The sequence below is a fragment of the Streptococcus sp. 1559 genome, from assembly GCF_013276735.1.
In the GTDB taxonomy this organism is placed as follows: Bacteria; Bacillota; Bacilli; order Lactobacillales; family Streptococcaceae; genus Streptococcus; species Streptococcus pseudopneumoniae.
Window position 1 is genome coordinate 25,747 of record NZ_VMLO01000008.1, and the last position, 17,500, is coordinate 43,246.

The window sequence follows — 17,500 nt, forward strand, 5'->3', positions numbered from 1 at the left end:
CTTGTCAAGCAAAAAGAAGAATTGTTTTGGGAATCGTTTAAAAAATGGTATAATGAAAAGAAAACGATAAGGAGGGAAAGGATGCGTTGTCCAAAATGTGGGGCTACCAAGTCAAGTGTTATCGATAGTCGCCAAGCAGAAGAAGGGAACACCATTCGTAGAAGACGTGAGTGCGACGAATGCCAACACCGTTTTACAACCTACGAACGGGTAGAAGAAAGAACCTTAGTGGTTGTTAAAAAAGATGGCACACGGGAACAATTCTCCAGAGATAAAATCTTTAATGGGATTATCCGCTCAGCCCAGAAACGTCCTGTGTCAAGTGATGAAATCAACATGGTAGTCAATCGTATCGAACAGAAACTCCGTGGTCGAAATGAAAATGAAATTCAAAGTGAGGACATTGGGTCACTCGTCATGGAGGAGTTGGCTGAGTTAGATGAGATTACCTATGTGCGTTTTGCCAGTGTCTATCGTAGTTTTAAGGATGTCAGTGAGTTAGAGAGCTTGCTCCAACAAATCACCCAGTCCTCTAAAAAGAAAAAGGAAAGATAAATGAAGCCAATTGACCGTTTTTCTTATCTAAAGAATAATCGGGTGTCGCAAGATACCTCATCTCTGGTACAGTGTTACCTCCCGATTATCGGTCAGGAGGCACTGAGCCTTTATCTTTATACAATCAGTTTTTGGGATAATGGCAGAAAGGAATACCTCTTTTCAAGTATTCTCAACCATCTTAACTTTGGAATGGATAGATTGATAAAAGCCCTGAAAATCTTATCTGCTTTTAATCTCTTGACCCTCTATCAAAAGGGGGATGTTTATCAGCTAGCCCTCCATGCTCCTCTTTCGAGTCAGGATTTTTTGGAACACCCTGTTTATCGTAGACTCTTGGAAAAAAAGATTGGCGATGCAGCTGTGGAGGATTTGAAAGTTGAGAGTGCTGAGGGAGAAGAAATATCTGTCTCACTCAATCAAGTCTTTCCAGATTTGGCAGAGCTGGGAAGTCAAGAAGACCTTGGTCTCAAGAAGAAAGTGGCCAACGATTTTGACTTGGACCATTTTCGTCAGCTCATGGCTCGAGATGGACTTCGCTTTGCGGATGAGCAGTCCGATGTCTTGAACCTCTTTGCCATTGCCGAGGAGAAGAAATGGACTTGGTTTGAAACCTATCAATTGGCTAAGTCAACAGCTGTTTCCCAGGTCATTTCAACCAAACGCATGCGGGAAAAAATTGCTCAAAAACCGATTTCCTCTGACTTTAGTCCTAAGGAAGCAACTATTATCAAAGAAGCCAAAAGTAAAACGGCATTGCAGTTCTTGGCAGAAATCAAGCAAACACGCAAGGGAACCATTACCCAAACAGAAAGAGACCTCTTGCAACAGATGGCTGGTTTGGGCTTGCTGGACGAAGTCATCAATATCATTCTCTTATTGACCTTTAATAAGGTGGATTCGGCAAATATCAATGAGAAATATGCCATGAAAGTGGCCAATGACTATGCCTATCAAAAGATTCATTCGGCAGAAGAGGCAGTCTTGCGCATCCGTGAGCGTGGGCAAAAGAGCCAGGCTCAAAAGGCTAGTAAACCGAGTCCTACCAAGTCCAATGTACCCAAGTGGAGCAATCCAGATTATAAGAATGAAACCAGTGAGGAAACTCGTCTGGAACTAGAACGTAAGAAACAAGAACTATTAGCTCGATTAGAAAAAGGAGGAGATTAGATGGAAAGTGTCGGAGACGTACTCAAACGTCAACCTAGCCGTTTTCATTATCAAGATTTGGTTCAGAAAATCATGAAGGACCCTGATGTTGCGGCCTTTATCCAGCAAGAATCCTTGACTCCAGAGGAATTGAATCGCAGTATCTCCAAGTTTAATCAGTACATCACCGAGAGAGACAAGTTTCTTCGTGGTGATACGGATTATATTGCCAAAGGCTACAAGCCGATTTTGGTTATGAATCATGGTTATGCGGACGTTTCTTATGAAGAAACTCCTGAACTAATCGCAGCGGAAAAAGAAGCGGCTATTAAGAACCGTCTTAAGTTAATCAATCTGCCAGCTAGTCTCAGGAAAGCTAGTTTAGCTCAAGTAGACTTGGATGATTTGGGGCGTTTGCCAGTTTTTGAGAAGCTATTAGCCTTCGTGGAGCAATATCCAGCTATTCGAAAAGGTCTTTACTTATATGGAGACTTTGGTGTGGGTAAAAGTTTCATGGTGGCTGCCCTAGCCCATGATTTATCAGAAAAACGCGGTGTCTCATCAACTCTCCTCCACTATCCTAGCTTTGTCATTGATGTCAAAAATGCTATCGGTGATGGTAATGTCAAGACCTTGGTGGATGAGATTAAGCTTTCTGAAGTCCTGATTTTAGATGATATTGGTGCCGAGCAATCAACAGCTTGGGTGCGGGATGAAATCCTACAAGTCATTCTCCAATATCGGATGCAGGAAAATTTACCGACCTTTTTCACCTCCAACTTCAACTTTGAAGAATTGGAGCAGCATTTCGCTAAAGGGAAGCATGGAAATGACGAAACCTGGGAAGCCAGACGGGTCATGGAACGCATCCGTTATTTGGCTGAGGAGACTCGTTTAGAAGGAGTAAACCGTCGATGACAGAAACGATTAAACTGATGAAAGCTCATACTTCAGTGCGTAGATTTAAGGAGCAAGCCCTTCCTCAGGAAGACTTGACTGAAATCCTGACAGCAGCCCAGATGGCCTCGTCTTGGAAGAATTTCCAATCCTACTCTGTGATTGTGGTACGAAGTCAAGAGAAGAAAGATGCCTTGTATGAATTGGTACCTCAAGAAGCCATTCGTCAGTCAGCTGTTTTCCTCCTCTTTGTCGGAGACTTGAACCGAGCAGAAAAGGGAGCCCAGCTTCATATCGATACATTCCAACCACAAGGTGTAGAAAGTCTCTTGATTAGTTCGGTTGATGTGGCTCTTGCTGGACAAAATGCCCTGTTGGCAGCTGAAAGCTTGGGCTATGGTGGTGTCATCATTGGCTTGGTTCGATACAAGTCAGAAGAAGTGGCAGAGCTCTTTAACCTGCCTGACTACACCTATCCTGTCTTTGGGATGGCACTAGGTGTGCCAAATCAAGAACATGAAGTCAAACCTCGCTTGCCATTGACTCAAGTGGTATTTGAGGAAGAATATAAAGAACAGTCAACTGAGGCAATCCAAGCTTATGACCGTGTGCAGGCTGACTATGCTGGGGCGCGTGCGACCACAAGTTGGAGTCAGCGCCTAGCAGAACAGTTTGGTCAAGCAGAACCAAGCTCAACTAGAAAAAATCTTGAACAGAAGAAGTTATTGTAGAAAGTGAGAAATTATGGCCCTACCAACTATTGCCATTGTAGGACGTCCCAATGTTGGGAAATCAACCCTATTTAATCGGATCGCTGGTGAGCGAATCTCCATTGTAGAAGATGTTGAAGGAGTGACACGTGACCGTATCTATGCAACGGGTGAGTGGCTCAATCGTTCTTTTAGCATGATTGATACAGGAGGAATCGATGATGTCGATGCTCCTTTCATGGAACAAATCAAGCACCAGGCAGAAATTGCCATGGAAGAAGCAGATGTTATCGTCTTTGTCGTGTCTGGTAAGGAGGGAATTACCGATGCAGACGAGTACGTAGCCCGTAAGCTTTATAAAACCCATAAACCAGTTATCCTCGCAGTTAACAAGGTGGACAACCCTGAGATGCGAAATGATATCTATGATTTTTATGCCCTCGGTTTGGGGGAACCACTGCCAATCTCATCTGTCCATGGTATCGGTACAGGGGATGTGCTAGATGCTATTGTAGAAAATCTTCCAAATGAATATGAAGAAGAAAACCCAGATGTGATTAAGTTTAGCTTGATTGGTCGTCCTAACGTTGGAAAATCAAGCTTGATTAACGCTATCTTGGGAGAAGACCGTGTCATTGCCAGTCCAGTTGCTGGAACAACTCGTGACGCCATTGATACCCACTTTACAGATACAGATGGTCAAGAGTTTACCATGATTGATACAGCTGGGATGCGTAAATCTGGTAAGGTTTATGAAAATACCGAGAAATACTCTGTTATGCGTGCCATGCGTGCTATTGACCGTTCAGATGTGGTCTTAATGGTCATCAATGCGGAAGAAGGCATCCGTGAATACGACAAGCGTATCGCAGGATTTGCTCATGAAGCTGGTAAAGGAATGATTATTGTGGTCAACAAGTGGGATACGCTTGAAAAAGACAACCACACCATGAAAAACTGGGAAGAAGATATTCGTGAGCAGTTCCAATACCTGCCTTACGCACCGATTATCTTTGTATCTGCTTTGACCAAGCAACGTCTCCACAAACTTCCTGAGATGATCAAGCAAATCAGTGAAAGTCAAAACACACGTATTCCATCAGCTGTCTTGAACGATGTGATTATGGATGCTATTGCCATTAACCCAACACCGACAGACAAAGGGAAACGCCTCAAGATTTTCTACGCGACCCAAGTGGCAACCAAACCACCAACCTTTGTTATCTTTGTTAACGAAGAAGAACTTATGCACTTTTCTTACCTGCGTTTCTTGGAAAATCAAATCCGCAAGGCCTTTGTCTTTGAAGGAACACCGATCCATCTCATCGCAAGAAAACGTAAATAAAAAAGTAGAATCTGGAATGACATTTCCAGATTTTTTTGATATAATAAAATAATAGAAAACGCTATCAAAAAGGAGGTGTCGATGAAACATTTGTTTAAATTTATAATCTTATTTCCCTGGTTTTACTTTTTCAGCTGGATTGAAAAGGATAATAGAGAAAGTAAATTTTTCCCAATTTTTTACTATTTTTACTGGTTTTACATCCCCCTCTATGCTCTTTTTAGCCTTGCTTGGATAGTTGTTTCAGTTCTGTTTTTCAATATCGTCTTGAGAAATTTGACAGATATCAAGTTATGGGGCATTTGGTTTCTTTTTATTCTGCTAGCTATTGGTCTGAATAGGTTAACTTATTCCTGTTTCAAAAAAATGCTTAGACTAAGAAAGGAGTTAGGGAAGTCTAAAGCGGGGAGGCATTGATTTATATCGGTTTTTTAATAGGAGGTGGCTTATGAAGATTCCTCTCTTAACTTTGGCAAGGCATAAATTTGTTTATGTCTTGCTTACTTTGCTTTGGTTTATCGTGATGTTTTGATGACTTATTTCTTTTTTGATATTCATGCGCCCGATCTAGCTAAATTCGATGGACAAGCAATTAAAAATGACTTATTAAAATCAGCATTAGATTTTCGTATTCTCCAGTTCAATCTAGGTTTTTATCAATCATTTATTATTCCAATCATCATTGTTTTGCTAGGTTTTCAATATATTGAGCTGAAAAATAAAGTTTTACGATTGAGTATTGGAAGAGAAGTGAGTTATCAAGGGGTAAAAAGAAAGTTGACTTTGCAAGTTGCAAGTATCCCTTGTGTGATATATTTAGTGACTGTGCTGATAATTGCAATTTTAACTTATTTCTTTGGGACTTTTTCTCCTCTTGAATGGAATTCTCTATTTTCTGATGGGAGTAGTTTACAAAGGCTCCTAGATGGAGAGATAACAAGCTATTTGTTCTTTACTTGTGTCCTACTAATCGGTATTTTCATCAATGCAGTCTATTTTTTAAAAATAGTTGATTATTTAGGGAATGTGACTCGTTCGGCAATTGCCTATTTGATGTTTCTTTGGCTTGGTTCTATGTTACTCTATAGTGCCTTGCCTTACTATATGGTTCCTATGACGAGTTTGATGCAAGCTAGCTATGGGGATGTCAGTTTGATGAAACTCTTTACTCCTTATATCCTTTATATTGTCCCCTATATGGTGCTTGAAAAATATGAAGATAATGTTTAAGAATTTTAACAATATTTTGCTAAAGAGAAAGATCGTTTTACTACTTCGTATAGTTCTGATGATGATTTTGATAAACTATCTATTGTCAACAGCGGTTCAAAAGCAGGATGTTTTTCTCTTTTTCAAGAGAGAATTGATTTCAATCTTTTCCTATAATGACTATTCTGAAGTGAATTTAGAAATCCCCAAACTCTTGTTAAACCTTTCGCTTTTCATGGTAGGATGGCTCTCTGTTATTTTGCTTGAAACTGATTTGGCAGACCATTACCATCACTTGATTCGCTATCAATCAAGCTCCTTTTTCGATTATACAAGGAAACGATTGGTTGTCATCTCTAAATTTTTTACTCAAGATTTATTTGTCTGGTTCCTTGGTTTACTTCCTCTAGGAATTCATTTCAAAACAGTCGTACTTTTCTTTTTACTTGCTCAGTTAATGATGTTGTACTTGCTACTGTCTTATCTGATAGCACTGATTAGTGCGGGCGCTGGTTTTTCCTTTTTTCTCTATTTTTTAGCATTTGTGGGACAAGAATGGATGATGGATCATATTGTAACAGTGTATTTAGGACTCTTAAGTTTATTAGTTATCTTGATTGTTAGTCGCTTGGAAGAGAAATTTAAGAAAGGATAAACGATGAGACTTGAAATTATAAATGGACAGAAAATTTATGGGAAAAGACCTATTTTAAATGAGTTAAATCTGGTCTTTCAATCAGGAAAAATTTATGGCCTTAAAGGTGATAATGGATCTGGCAAGACGGTTCTTTTAAAGGCACTTGCTGGTTATATTAAGCTTGACAAAGGAAAAGTTCTTCAAGATGGGGAAGTCTACGGGATAAAAAATCATTATATTCAGGATGCAGGGGTTTTAATTGAAAAAGTCGAGTTTTTATCTCATTTATCCCTTAGAGAAAATTTGGAATTGTTGAGGTATTTTTCATCTAAAGTTACGGAAAAAAGAATTGCCGATTGGATCCAATATTATGATTTACAGGAATTTGAAGACGTTGAGTACCGTCATTTATCCTTAGGAACGAAACAAAAAATGGCTTTGATTCAAGCCTTTATTGCCGAACCATCTATACTCTTTCTCGATGAACCCATGAATGCTTTGGATGAGAAGAGTGTGAGGTTAACCAAACAGGTCATTTTATCTTACCTTAAAAAAGAAAATGGTCTGGTTATCCTGACATCACACATATCGGAAGATATTTCAGACCTTTGTACAGATGTATTAGTTGTCGAAAATGGGCATATACAGTATTCAAAAGATATACAAGCTTAGGAGGTGGCTTATGGCACATCTAAAATCATTTATTACACGCTATTCTAAGGTCTATATTGGTTTAGTTCTGCTGATCTGGCTGGCTTTCTTCTTTCTTCCTTGGGATAAACCAGTTCTGGGAATATCTATCAATCTCTTAATCATGCAGAAAGTTTTACTAGTTTTTGGAATTCTGTCCATTTTGATGGCCTTGCTGTCCAAGAAAGTCAGTCTCTTTGTTTTTGGACTTATCTGTTGTCTTTCTTTTTGGACTTATCTGTTGTCTTTCTTTTTGGATAAATCTATTTATCCTATTTGCCATTTTGCCGATTCTTGGCAATTAAAGTATCATAAAAGTCAGAGAGGTTAGCTTGAAAACTAGCCTCTTTTTCCTTTTCAAAATGGGGATTCTTCCTTGAAAATAATCAGTAATTGTGCTAAAATTAAAAGAACATTCTAAAATATTCGGAATTTAAAGTAAGGAAAAACATGGCTAATATTTTAAAAACAATTATCGAAAATGATAAAGGAGAAATCCGTCGTCTGGAAAAGATGGCTGACAAGGTTTTCAAATACGAAGACCAAATGGCTGCTTTGACTGATGACCAACTAAAAGCAAAAACAGTTGAATTTAAAGAACGTTATCAAAATGGAGAATCGCTGGATTCATTGCTTTATGAAGCATTTGCGGTTGTCCGTGAGGGTGCCAAACGTGTCCTAGGTCTCTTCCCATATAAGGTTCAGGTCATGGGGGGAATCGTTCTTCACCATGGTGACGTGCCAGAGATGCGTACAGGGGAAGGGAAAACCTTGACTGCGACTATGCCGGTATACCTCAATGCCCTTTCAGGCAAAGGGGTTCACGTAGTTACGGTTAACGAATACCTATCAGAACGTGACGCGACTGAGATGGGTGAATTGTACTCATGGCTTGGTTTGTCAGTAGGGATTAACTTGGCTGCCAAATCTCCAATGGAGAAAAAAGAAGCCTATGAGTGTGACATTACCTACTCAACCAACTCAGAAATCGGATTTGACTACCTACGTGATAACATGGTCGTTCGTGCTGAAAACATGGTACAACGTCCGCTTAACTATGCCTTGGTCGATGAGGTTGACTCTATCTTGATTGACGAGGCCCGTACACCTTTGATTGTATCAGGTGCTAATGCAGTTGAAACCAGTCAGCTCTACCATATGGCAGACCACTATGTAAAATCTTTGGACAAAGACGACTACATCATCGATGTGCAGTCTAAGACTATTGGTTTGTCTGATTCAGGGATTGACAAGGCTGAAAGCTACTTCAAGCTTGAAAATCTCTATGACATCGAAAACGTAGCTCTTACTCACTTTATCGATAATGCCCTTCGTGCCAACTACATCATGCTTCTCGATATTGACTATGTGGTGAGCGAAGAGCAAGAAATCTTGATTGTCGACCAATTTACAGGTCGTACCATGGAAGGTCGTCGTTATTCTGATGGCTTGCACCAAGCTATTGAAGCCAAAGAAGGTGTGCCAATCCAGGATGAAACCAAGACATCTGCCTCAATCACGTATCAAAACCTTTTCCGTATGTACAAGAAATTGTCTGGTATGACGGGGACAGGTAAGACTGAGGAAGAAGAATTCCGTGAAATCTACAACATTCGTGTTATTCCAATCCCAACAAACCGTCCTGTTCAACGGATTGACCACTCAGACCTTCTTTATGCAAGTATCGAATCTAAGTTTAAAGCGGTTGTCGAAGACGTTAAGGCTCGTTACCAAAAGGGTCAGCCTGTCTTGGTTGGTACAGTAGCGGTTGAAACTAGTGACTACATTTCTAAGAAATTGGTCGCAGCTGGTGTTCCTCACGAAGTCTTGAATGCCAAAAATCACTATAGAGAAGCCCAAATCATCATGAATGCTGGTCAACGTGGTGCCGTTACCATCGCAACCAACATGGCGGGTCGTGGTACCGACATCAAGCTTGGTGAAGGTGTTCGTGAACTTGGAGGACTTTGTGTGATTGGTACAGAACGTCATGAAAGTCGTCGTATCGATAACCAGCTTCGTGGACGTTCAGGTCGTCAAGGAGATCCAGGTGAGTCACAATTCTACCTCTCTCTTGAAGATGATTTGATGAAACGTTTTGGTTCTGAACGCTTGAAAGGCATATTTGAACGCTTGAATATGTCTGAAGAGGCCATTGAGTCTCGTATGTTGACGCGTCAGGTTGAGGCAGCTCAGAAACGTGTCGAAGGAAATAACTACGATACCCGTAAACAAGTCCTTCAATACGACGATGTCATGCGTGAACAACGTGAGATTATCTATGCTCAACGTTACGATGTCATCACTGCAGACCGTGACTTGGCACCTGAAATTCAGGATATGCACAAACGCACGATTGAACGTGTCGTCGATGGTCATGCGCGTGCCAAACAAGATGAAAAACTTGAAGCAATTTTGAACTTTGCTAAGTACAACTTGCTTCCAGAAGATTCTATTACGATGGAAGATTTGTCAGGCTTGTCTGATAAGGCCATCAAGGAAGAGCTTTTCCAACGTGCCTTGAAGGTTTATGATAGTCAGGTTTCAAAACTACGCGATGAAGAAGCAGTTAAAGAATTCCAAAAAGTTTTGATTCTACGAGTGGTGGATAACAAGTGGACAGATCATATCGATGCCCTTGATCAATTGCGTAACGCGGTTGGACTTCGTGGTTATGCTCAGAACAACCCTGTTGTTGAGTATCAGGCAGAAGGTTTCCGTATGTTTAATGATATGATTGGTTCGATTGAGTTTGATGTGACACGCTTGATGATGAAAGCACAAATTCATGAACAAGAAAGACCACAGGCAGAACGCCATATCAGTACAACAGCGACTCGCAATATCGCTGCTCACCAAGCAAGTATGCCAGAAGATTTGGATTTGAGCCAGATTGGACGCAATCAACTTTGCCCATGTGGTTCTGGTAAGAAGTTTAAAAATTGTCACGGTAAAAGACAATAAAATGAGATAGTTTAGAGGCGGATATCTTGTGAAAAGTAAATTTTTACTTGGTATCCGTTTGCTTTATAAGGAGATGACTTATGGTATTTACAGCAAAAAGTCCTAAAATAAATATCGAAGAAGTTCGTGCCTTATCAAAATTAGAAGGCCAAGCTTTGGAGAGAAAATCACAGCGCGATCAAGAGCTAGAAGCCATCATGCGTGGAGAAGACCAGCGGATTCTCTTGGTAATCGGTCCGTGCTCATCTGACAACGAAGAAGCTGTCCTTGAATACGCTAAGCGTTTGGCAGTCCTACAAGAAGAAGTGGCAGATCGTATCTTTATGGTTATGCGTGTTTATACTGCCAAACCCCGTACCAACGGAGATGGCTATAAGGGCTTGATTCACCAGCCTAACGCGACAGAAGCGCCTAGTCTTATCAATGGAATCAAAGCCGTTCGCCATCTTCACTATCGTGTCATCACAGAAACAGGGATGACAACTGCTGATGAAATGCTTTATCCTGAAAACCTTCCGCTTGTAGATGATTTGATTTCTTACATGGCAGTTGGTGCCCGTTCAGTTGAAGACCAGCAACACCGCTTTGTGGCAAGTGGGGCAGGATTTTCTACTGGTTTTAAAAATCCAACCTCTGGAAATCTCAATGTCATGTTTAATGGGATTTATGCTGCTCAAAACAAACAAAGTTTCCTTTTCTTAGGAAAAGAAGTAGAAACAACTGGGAACCCGCTTTCACACGCTATTCTTCGTGGTGCTCTTAATGAGTATGGTAACAATATTCCCAACTACTATTATGACAATTTAATTGAGACCATTGCCCAGTATGAGAAAATGGGCTTGGAAAATCCTTTTATCATCATTGATACCAATCATGACAATTCTGGTAAGCAGTATATGGAACAGATCCGAATTGTCCGCCAGACCTTGATTAACCGTGCTTGGAATGAAAAAATTAAGCAGTTCGTTCGTGGTTTTATGATTGAGTCTTATCTGGAAGATGGTCGACAAAATGAGCCAGAAGTATTTGGTAAGTCTATCACAGACCCTTGCTTGGGTTGGGATAACACAGAAGCTCTTGTCAGAGAAATTTACAAAACGTTAGGAGAATAAGATGGCATTTATTGAAAAAGGTCAAGAAATCGATATGGAAGTCATTAAGGCTGAAACCCAATTGTCTGCGGAAGCCTTGAGACTCAAGGAAAGCCGTGACAGGGAATTGGCAGACATTATTTCAGGGGAAGATGACCGTCTCCTTTTGGTAATTGGTCCTTGCTCTTCTGATAATGAAGAAGCTGTCTTGGAATATGCCCGCCGCTTGTCAGCCTTGCAAAAGAAGGTAGCGGACAAGATTTTCATGGTTATGCGCGTTTATACTGCTAAGCCTCGTACCAACGGAGACGGCTATAAAGGGTTGGTTCACCAGCCAGACACTTCTAAGGCTCCAAGCCTGATTAACGGTTTGCAGGCTGTGCGCCAGTTGCACTACCGAGTGATTACAGAGACTGGTTTGACGACGGCAGATGAGATGCTTTATCCGTCAAATCTAATCTTGGTGGATGACTTGGTCAGCTACCATGCTGTTGGAGCTCGTTCTGTGGAAGACCAAGAGCACCGCTTTGTGGCTTCTGGGATTGATGCACCAGTAGGGATGAAAAATCCAACCTCAGGAAATTTGGGTGTTATGTTTAACGCCATCTATGCTGCTCAAAATAAGCAAACCTTCCTTTATCATGGGCAGGAAGTTGAGACTTCAGGTAATCCTTTGTCCCATGTCATCCTCCGTGGAGCAGTTAACGAGTATGGCAATTATATGCCGAATTACTACTATGAAAACCTACTCCAAGCCATTGAACGCTATGAAACCATGGGACTTGAAAATCCCTTTATCCTCATTGATACCAACCATGATAACTCAGGCAAGCAGTATATGGAGCAGATTCGAATTGTTCGCCAGACCTTGCAAAATCGTGATTGGAATGAGAAAATTAAAAAGACAGTTCGAGGATTTATGATTGAATCTTACCTAGCAGATGGTCGTCAAAACCAACCAGAGGTCTTTGGCTGCTCTATTACAGATCCTTGCCTAGGTTGGGAAAATACAGAGGCTTTGGTAGAAGAAATCTATGCTACCTTGGCAGAATAAGTGAAAAGGATGGAGTTGGGGAATCTCAACTCCTTTTGATGAGAATGATAGTTGGACACGGAATTGACATCGAAGAATTGGCTTCGATAGAAAGAGCGGCTGCACGACATGAAGGCTTTGCCAAGCGCGTGCTGACAGCCAAGGAAATGGAACGGTTTAACAGTCTTAAAGGGCGCAGGCAAATCGAATATTTGGCTGGTCGCTGGTCGGCTAAGGAGGCCTTTTCCAAGGCTATGGGAACGGGAATTGGCAAGCTCGGTTTTCAGGATTTAGAAGTCTTAAACAATGAACGCGGGGCGCCTTATTTTAGTCAGTCACCATTTTCAGGAAAAATTTGGCTATCTATCAGCCATACCGATCAGTTTGTGACAGCCAGTGTCATTTTGGAGGAAAATCATGAAAGCTAGTCCGCATAGACCAACCAAGGCTCTGATTCATCTGGGAGCTATTCGACACAATATTCAGCAAATGGGGGCTCATATCCCTGAGGGGACACTCAAGTGGGCAGTGGTCAAAGCCAATGCCTATGGGCATGGGGCAGTAGCTGTTGCCAATGCGATTCAAGATGATGTCGATGGCTTTTGCGTTTCCAATATTGATGAAGCTATTGAACTCAGACAAGCTGGACTCAGCAAGAAAATCCTTATTTTAGGAGTTTCTGAGCTAGAAGCTGTTACTCTAGCTAAAGAATATGACATCACCTTGACAGTGGCTGGATTGGAGTGGATTCAAGCACTCTTAGATAAGGAAGCAGATTTAACTGGCTTGACTGTCCACCTCAAGATTGACTCAGGCATGGGACGGATTGGTTTTAGAGAGGCTAGTGAGGCTGATCAGGCTCAAGACTTGATCAGACAACACGGTGTTCGTGTTGAAGGAATCTTTACCCACTTTGCGACTGCTGATGAGGAATCAGATGACTATTTTAATGCCCAGTTAGAACGGTTTAAAACCATTCTATCAAGTATGAAAGGTCTTCCAGAGCTGGTTCATGCCAGCAACTCAGCAACGACTCTTTGGCATGTAGAGACTATTTTCAATGCGGTTCGTATGGGAGATGCTATGTATGGTCTTAATCCTAGCGGAGAGGTCTTGGATTTACCCTATGACTTGATTCCAGCCTTGACCTTGGAGTCTGCTCTGGTTCATGTCAAGACAGTTTCAGCTGGAGCTTGCATGGGCTACGGGGCGACCTATCAGGCAGATAGCGAGCAGGTCATCGCGACCGTGCCAATCGGCTATGCAGATGGATGGACAAGAGACATGGAAAATTTCTCTGTCTTGGTAGATGGCCAAGCTTGCCCAATTGTCGGCAGGGTTTCGATGGACCAAATCACTATTCGATTGCCTAAGCCTTACCCACTCGGAACCAAGGTAACCTTGATTGGCTCCAATGGGGATAAGGAAATCACTGCAACTCAGGTAGCGTCCTACCGTGGGACTATTAACTATGAGGTGGTTTGTCTTCTCAGCGACCGCATTCCGAGAGAATATGATTAGAAAAGAAAGGAGTGGAGCATGAATCTACATCAACCCTTGCATGTCTTACCTGGTGTGGGACCAAAGTCAGCAGAAAAATACGCCAAACTAGGAATTGAAAACTTGCAAGACCTCTTGCTTTACTTTCCTTTCAGATATGAAGATTTCAAAACCAAGCAAGTGCTGGAGCTGGAAGACGGAGAAAAGGCAGTTCTGTCTGGACAAGTAGTGACTCCTGCCAGTGTCCAGTATTATGGTTTCAAGCGCAATCGTCTGCGCTTTAGCCTCAAGCAGGGAGAGGTCGTTTTTGCGGTGAACTTCTTTAACCAGCCCTATCTAGTAGATAAGATAGAGTTGGGAGCAACTCTTGCTGTCTTTGGAAAATGGGACCGTGCCAAGGCTAGTCTGACTGGGATGAAGGTCCTGGCTCAGGTGGAAGATGATCTCCAACCTGTCTATCGCTTGGCTCAGGGAATCAGTCAGGCCAGTCTGGTCAAAGTTATCAAGACAGCCTTTGATCAGGGACTGGACCTCTTGATAGAAGAAAATCTGCCCCAGTCTTTACTAGACAAATACAAACTCATGTCCCGTTGTCAGGCAGTCCGAGCTATGCATTTTCCAAAGGATTTGGCAGAATACAAGCAGGCTCTTCGCCGTATCAAATTTGAGGAACTCTTTTATTTTCAAATGCAATTGCAGACGCTCAAGTCTGAAAATAGAGTTCAGGGAAGTGGTCTGGTTCTGAATTGGTCTCAGGAAAAAGTGACAGTAGTTAAAGAAAATCTACCTTTTTCCTTGACCCCAGCTCAAGAAAAGAGTTTACAGGAAATTTTGACAGACATGAAGTCGGATCACCACATGAATCGTCTCTTGCAAGGGGATGTGGGGAGCGGAAAAACGGTGGTCGCTGGCTTGGCTATGTTTGCGGCAGTGACAGCTGGCTACCAATCAGCCCTCATGGTACCAACAGAAATTCTCGCAGAGCAACATTTTGAGAGTTTACAGAACCTTTTTCCAGACTTGAAACTGGCTCTATTGACAGGTTCCTTAAAAGCTGCAGAAAAGAGAGAAGTCTTGGAGACCATTGCCAAGGGTGAGGCTGATTTGATTATCGGAACCCACGCTCTGATTCAGGATGGAGTGGATTATGCTCGCCTTGGCTTGATTATCATCGATGAACAGCACCGTTTTGGTGTGGGGCAAAGGCGTATTTTACGGGAAAAAGGCGACAATCCAGATGTCCTCATGATGACGGCGACTCCCATTCCACGGACGCTGGCCATCACAGCCTTCGGAGATATGGATGTTTCCATTATCGACCAGATGCCAGCAGGTCGGAAGCCTATTGTGACACGCTGGATCAAGCATGAGCACTTACCTCAGGTCTTGACTTGGTTAGAGGGGGAAATTCAAAAAGGTTCTCAAGCCTATGTCATCTCTCCCTTGATTGAAGAATCAGAAGCTCTGGATTTGAAAAATGCCATTGCCTTATCAGAGGAGTTGACGGCTCATTTTGCAGGTAAGGCAGAAGTGGCTCTTCTACATGGTAAGATGAAGAGTGACGAAAAAGACCAGATCATGCAGGATTTCAAGGAGAGAAAAACAGATATTCTAGTTTCAACAACGGTTATCGAGGTTGGGGTCAATGTTCCAAATGCGACTGTCATGATTATCATGGATGCCGATCGCTTCGGGCTTAGTCAGCTTCACCAGCTCAGAGGTCGTGTGGGTCGGGGGGACAAGCAGTCCTATGCTGTTCTTGTTGCCAATCCCAAGACGGATTCTGGGAAAGACCGCATGCGCATCATGACAGAAACCACCAATGGTTTTGTCCTTGCGGAGGAAGATTTGAAAATGCGTGGTTCTGGTGAGATTTTTGGAACCAGACAGTCAGGGCTTCCAGAGTTCCAAGTGGCTGATATTATCGAGGATTTTCCGATTTTAGAAGAAGCTAGAAAAGTTGCTAGTTACATTAGTTCTATTGAAGGCTGGCAAGAGGATCCAGAGTGGCGCATGATTGCCTTTCATCTGGAAAAGAAAGAACATCTGGATTAAGCTTTCTCTAAGGAAAACTTAAGCTAGCTTTCAGGTTTGGCCCTTATACTAGAGTCATCAAAAAGAAACGAGGACTCTCATATGACAGTAACGATTAAAGTAAATTACCCAAGCACTTTTCAAAAGAAAGAAGCAAAAAACTAGTATAAACAGAAGAGAGAGCGAAATGCTCTTTTTTCGTTTCTAAAACTACTTTTAGCCCATCATCCTAAAAGTAAAGAATCTAAATTCACTTTCTATTTACCCTTCTTTCTTGCATTGATTACATAGATATGCTACAGTTGTGGTAACGATTACAAAATAAAAGGAGCATGCTATGAAAAATCCAGCTTTGCTAGAAGAAATTAAGACCTATAGAGGAAGGGATGAGGTTCCGGAAGACTTTGATGCTTTCTGGGATGGGGAAGTGAAAAATGTTTCCACACCTCCATCCTACCACTTGGAGGAAAGAGATTTCCACATTCCTCAAGTCAAGTGCTATGAGTTAACATTTGAAGGAAGCAAGGAAGGAAAGGTTTATGCACGCATTGTTCTTCCAAAGAGTGAGGAGAAGGTTCCACTAATCTTCCATTTTCATGGTTATATGGGACGTGGCTGGGATTGGGCCGACATGCTGGGCTTCACCGTAGCTGGTTACGGTGTTGTTTCCATGGATGTTCGAGGCCAGTCGGGCTATTCACAAGACGGTTTGCGTTCTCCTCTAGGAAATACGGTTAAGGGACATATTATCCGTGGTGCTGTGGAGGGTCGGGATCACCTCTTTTATAAGGATGTTTATCTGGATATTTACCAGTTGGTTGAAATTATTGCTAATCTGCCTGAGGTAGATGAGAAGCGTCTTTCTAGCTATGGTGCCTCTCAAGGTGGTGCTCTAGCTTTGGTTGCAGCAGCGCTCAATCCTCGAATTCAGAAAACAGTTTCCATCTATCCCTTCTTGTCAGACTTCAGACGGGTGATTGAGATTGGCAATACTAGTGAGGCCTATGATGAACTTTTCCGTTATTTCAAGTTCCACGATCCTTTTCATGAAACAGAGGAGGAAATCATGGCGACCCTTGCCTATATCGATGTCAAAAATCTTGCCCATCGTATCCAAGGTGAGGTTAAGATGATTACGGGCTTGGACGACGATGTTTGCTATCCCATTACCCAGTTTGCGATTTACAATCGTTTGATCTGCGATAAGGCTTATCGCATCATGCCTGAGTATGCCCACGAAGCCATGAATGTTTTTGTCAATGACCAGGTTTATAACTGGCTCTGTGGGAGTGAGATTCCTTTCAAATATCTAAAATAAGGAGTCGACTCTAGGCACAAAATCTTAAAAATCACAAACACGCATAGTATCAGGGGATTAAGAAGACTTGATACTATGCGTTTTATCATGGAAATATTTATAGAATTTTTTGTTGCTAGCTTTGTCAAATTGCTTAAAATAATTTTTTTCAGAAAGCAAAAGCCGATACCTATCGAGTAGGGTAGTTCTTGCTATCGTCAGGCTTGTCTGTAGGTGTTAATACTTTCCAAAAATCTCTTCAAACCACGTCAGCTTCGCCTTGCCGTAGGTATGGTTACTGACTTCGTCAGTTTCATCTACAACCTCAAAACGGTGTTTTGAGCTGACTTCGTCAGTTTCATCTACAACCTCAAAACGGTGTTTTGAGC

15 protein-coding genes and 2 pseudogenes are annotated in these 17,500 nt (G+C 41.9%); all 17 read left to right on the forward strand.

The window, feature by feature from the left end; genetic code table 11:
• Window positions 1-81: 81 nt before the first annotated feature.
• The 17 genes and pseudogenes from nrdR to HT688_RS02190 all read left to right on the forward strand — a co-directional run bounded on the left by nrdR (window position 82) and on the right by HT688_RS02190 (window position 17,132).
• Window positions 82-555, forward strand: a complete 474-nt coding sequence (nrdR, locus tag HT688_RS02110) for a transcriptional regulator NrdR (RefSeq protein ID WP_001203672.1) — start codon at window positions 82-84, stop codon at window positions 553-555.
• Window positions 556-1,725, forward strand: a complete 1,170-nt coding sequence (locus HT688_RS02115; RefSeq protein ID WP_000802372.1) for a replication initiation and membrane attachment family protein — start codon at window positions 556-558, stop codon at window positions 1,723-1,725.
• A complete protein-coding gene (gene dnaI, locus HT688_RS02120; RefSeq protein WP_000446511.1) occupies window positions 1,726-2,622 on the forward strand; it encodes a primosomal protein DnaI in 897 nt (298 codons plus the stop codon).
• Window positions 2,619-3,332: an NADPH-dependent oxidoreductase gene (locus HT688_RS02125; protein WP_000140820.1), complete on the forward strand. Its 714-nt coding sequence runs from the start codon at window positions 2,619-2,621 to the stop codon at window positions 3,330-3,332. The genes dnaI and HT688_RS02125 overlap by 4 nt, the downstream gene beginning before the upstream one ends.
• Window positions 3,333-3,345: 13 nt before the next feature.
• Window positions 3,346-4,656, forward strand: a complete 1,311-nt coding sequence (gene der / locus HT688_RS02130) for a ribosome biogenesis GTPase Der (protein WP_001207696.1) — start codon at window positions 3,346-3,348, stop codon at window positions 4,654-4,656.
• Window positions 4,657-4,737: 81 nt separating this feature from the next.
• Complete coding sequence (locus HT688_RS02135; RefSeq protein ID WP_000681323.1) at window positions 4,738-5,073, forward strand: hypothetical protein; 336 nt, start codon at window positions 4,738-4,740, stop codon at window positions 5,071-5,073.
• A 31-nt stretch (window positions 5,074-5,104) separates the two neighbouring features.
• A pseudogene (locus HT688_RS02140) lies at window positions 5,105-5,886 on the forward strand (hypothetical protein).
• Window positions 5,879-6,520 carry a hypothetical protein gene (locus tag HT688_RS02145; protein WP_007284818.1) on the forward strand — a complete coding sequence of 214 codons (642 nt, stop codon included), beginning with the start codon at window positions 5,879-5,881 and terminating at the stop codon, window positions 6,518-6,520. The pseudogene HT688_RS02140 and the gene HT688_RS02145 overlap by 8 nt, the downstream one beginning before the upstream one ends.
• Window positions 6,521-6,523: 3 nt before the next feature.
• Complete coding sequence (locus tag HT688_RS02150) at window positions 6,524-7,174, forward strand: ABC transporter ATP-binding protein (RefSeq protein ID WP_001235270.1); 651 nt, start codon at window positions 6,524-6,526, stop codon at window positions 7,172-7,174.
• Between the two features lie 10 nt (window positions 7,175-7,184).
• A pseudogene (locus tag HT688_RS02155) lies at window positions 7,185-7,497 on the forward strand (hypothetical protein).
• Window positions 7,498-7,642: 145 nt separating this feature from the next.
• Entirely contained in the window at window positions 7,643-10,156 is a 2,514-nt protein-coding gene (secA, locus tag HT688_RS02160; RefSeq protein WP_172923505.1) for a preprotein translocase subunit SecA, read from the forward strand.
• Window positions 10,157-10,236: 80 nt separating this feature from the next.
• Window positions 10,237-11,268, forward strand: a complete 1,032-nt coding sequence (locus tag HT688_RS02165) for a 3-deoxy-7-phosphoheptulonate synthase (RefSeq protein WP_000232198.1) — start codon at window positions 10,237-10,239, stop codon at window positions 11,266-11,268.
• Window position 11,269: 1 nt separating this feature from the next.
• The gene (locus tag HT688_RS02170) at window positions 11,270-12,301 is read left to right on the forward strand and encodes a 3-deoxy-7-phosphoheptulonate synthase (protein WP_000864063.1); all 1,032 of its coding nucleotides are present in this window, start codon (window positions 11,270-11,272) and stop codon (window positions 12,299-12,301) included.
• Window positions 12,302-12,345: 44 nt separating this feature from the next.
• Complete coding sequence (acpS, locus tag HT688_RS02175) at window positions 12,346-12,708, forward strand: holo-ACP synthase (RefSeq protein ID WP_000634996.1); 363 nt, start codon at window positions 12,346-12,348, stop codon at window positions 12,706-12,708.
• A complete protein-coding gene (gene alr / locus HT688_RS02180; RefSeq protein ID WP_000648055.1) occupies window positions 12,698-13,801 on the forward strand; it encodes an alanine racemase in 1,104 nt (367 codons plus the stop codon). Before acpS ends, alr begins: the two co-directional genes overlap by 11 nt.
• 18 nt (window positions 13,802-13,819) lie before the next feature.
• Window positions 13,820-15,835 carry an ATP-dependent DNA helicase RecG gene (recG, locus tag HT688_RS02185; RefSeq protein WP_023938361.1) on the forward strand — a complete coding sequence of 672 codons (2,016 nt, stop codon included), beginning with the start codon at window positions 13,820-13,822 and terminating at the stop codon, window positions 15,833-15,835.
• Window positions 15,836-16,151: 316 nt separating this feature from the next.
• Complete coding sequence (locus tag HT688_RS02190) at window positions 16,152-17,132, forward strand: acetylxylan esterase (RefSeq protein WP_023938360.1); 981 nt, start codon at window positions 16,152-16,154, stop codon at window positions 17,130-17,132.
• Window positions 17,133-17,500: the final 368 nt, after the last annotated feature.

Coding starts and splice junctions, on each gene's coding strand:
- recG (WP_023938361.1), top strand. CDS start 13,820: ATGAATCTACATCAACCCTTGCATGTCTTACCTGGTGTGGGACCAAAG.
- nrdR (WP_001203672.1), top strand. CDS start 82: ATGCGTTGTCCAAAATGTGGGGCTACCAAGTCAAGTGTTATCGATAGT.
- HT688_RS02135 (WP_000681323.1), top strand. CDS start 4,738: ATGAAACATTTGTTTAAATTTATAATCTTATTTCCCTGGTTTTACTTT.
- der (WP_001207696.1), top strand. CDS start 3,346: ATGGCCCTACCAACTATTGCCATTGTAGGACGTCCCAATGTTGGGAAA.
- HT688_RS02150 (WP_001235270.1), top strand. CDS start 6,524: ATGAGACTTGAAATTATAAATGGACAGAAAATTTATGGGAAAAGACCT.
- HT688_RS02145 (WP_007284818.1), top strand. CDS start 5,879: ATGTTTAAGAATTTTAACAATATTTTGCTAAAGAGAAAGATCGTTTTA.
- HT688_RS02165 (WP_000232198.1), top strand. CDS start 10,237: ATGGTATTTACAGCAAAAAGTCCTAAAATAAATATCGAAGAAGTTCGT.
- HT688_RS02125 (WP_000140820.1), top strand. CDS start 2,619: ATGACAGAAACGATTAAACTGATGAAAGCTCATACTTCAGTGCGTAGA.
- acpS (WP_000634996.1), top strand. CDS start 12,346: ATGATAGTTGGACACGGAATTGACATCGAAGAATTGGCTTCGATAGAA.
- HT688_RS02190 (WP_023938360.1), top strand. CDS start 16,152: ATGAAAAATCCAGCTTTGCTAGAAGAAATTAAGACCTATAGAGGAAGG.
- HT688_RS02170 (WP_000864063.1), top strand. CDS start 11,270: ATGGCATTTATTGAAAAAGGTCAAGAAATCGATATGGAAGTCATTAAG.
- alr (WP_000648055.1), top strand. CDS start 12,698: ATGAAAGCTAGTCCGCATAGACCAACCAAGGCTCTGATTCATCTGGGA.
- secA (WP_172923505.1), top strand. CDS start 7,643: ATGGCTAATATTTTAAAAACAATTATCGAAAATGATAAAGGAGAAATC.
- dnaI (WP_000446511.1), top strand. CDS start 1,726: ATGGAAAGTGTCGGAGACGTACTCAAACGTCAACCTAGCCGTTTTCAT.
- HT688_RS02115 (WP_000802372.1), top strand. CDS start 556: ATGAAGCCAATTGACCGTTTTTCTTATCTAAAGAATAATCGGGTGTCG.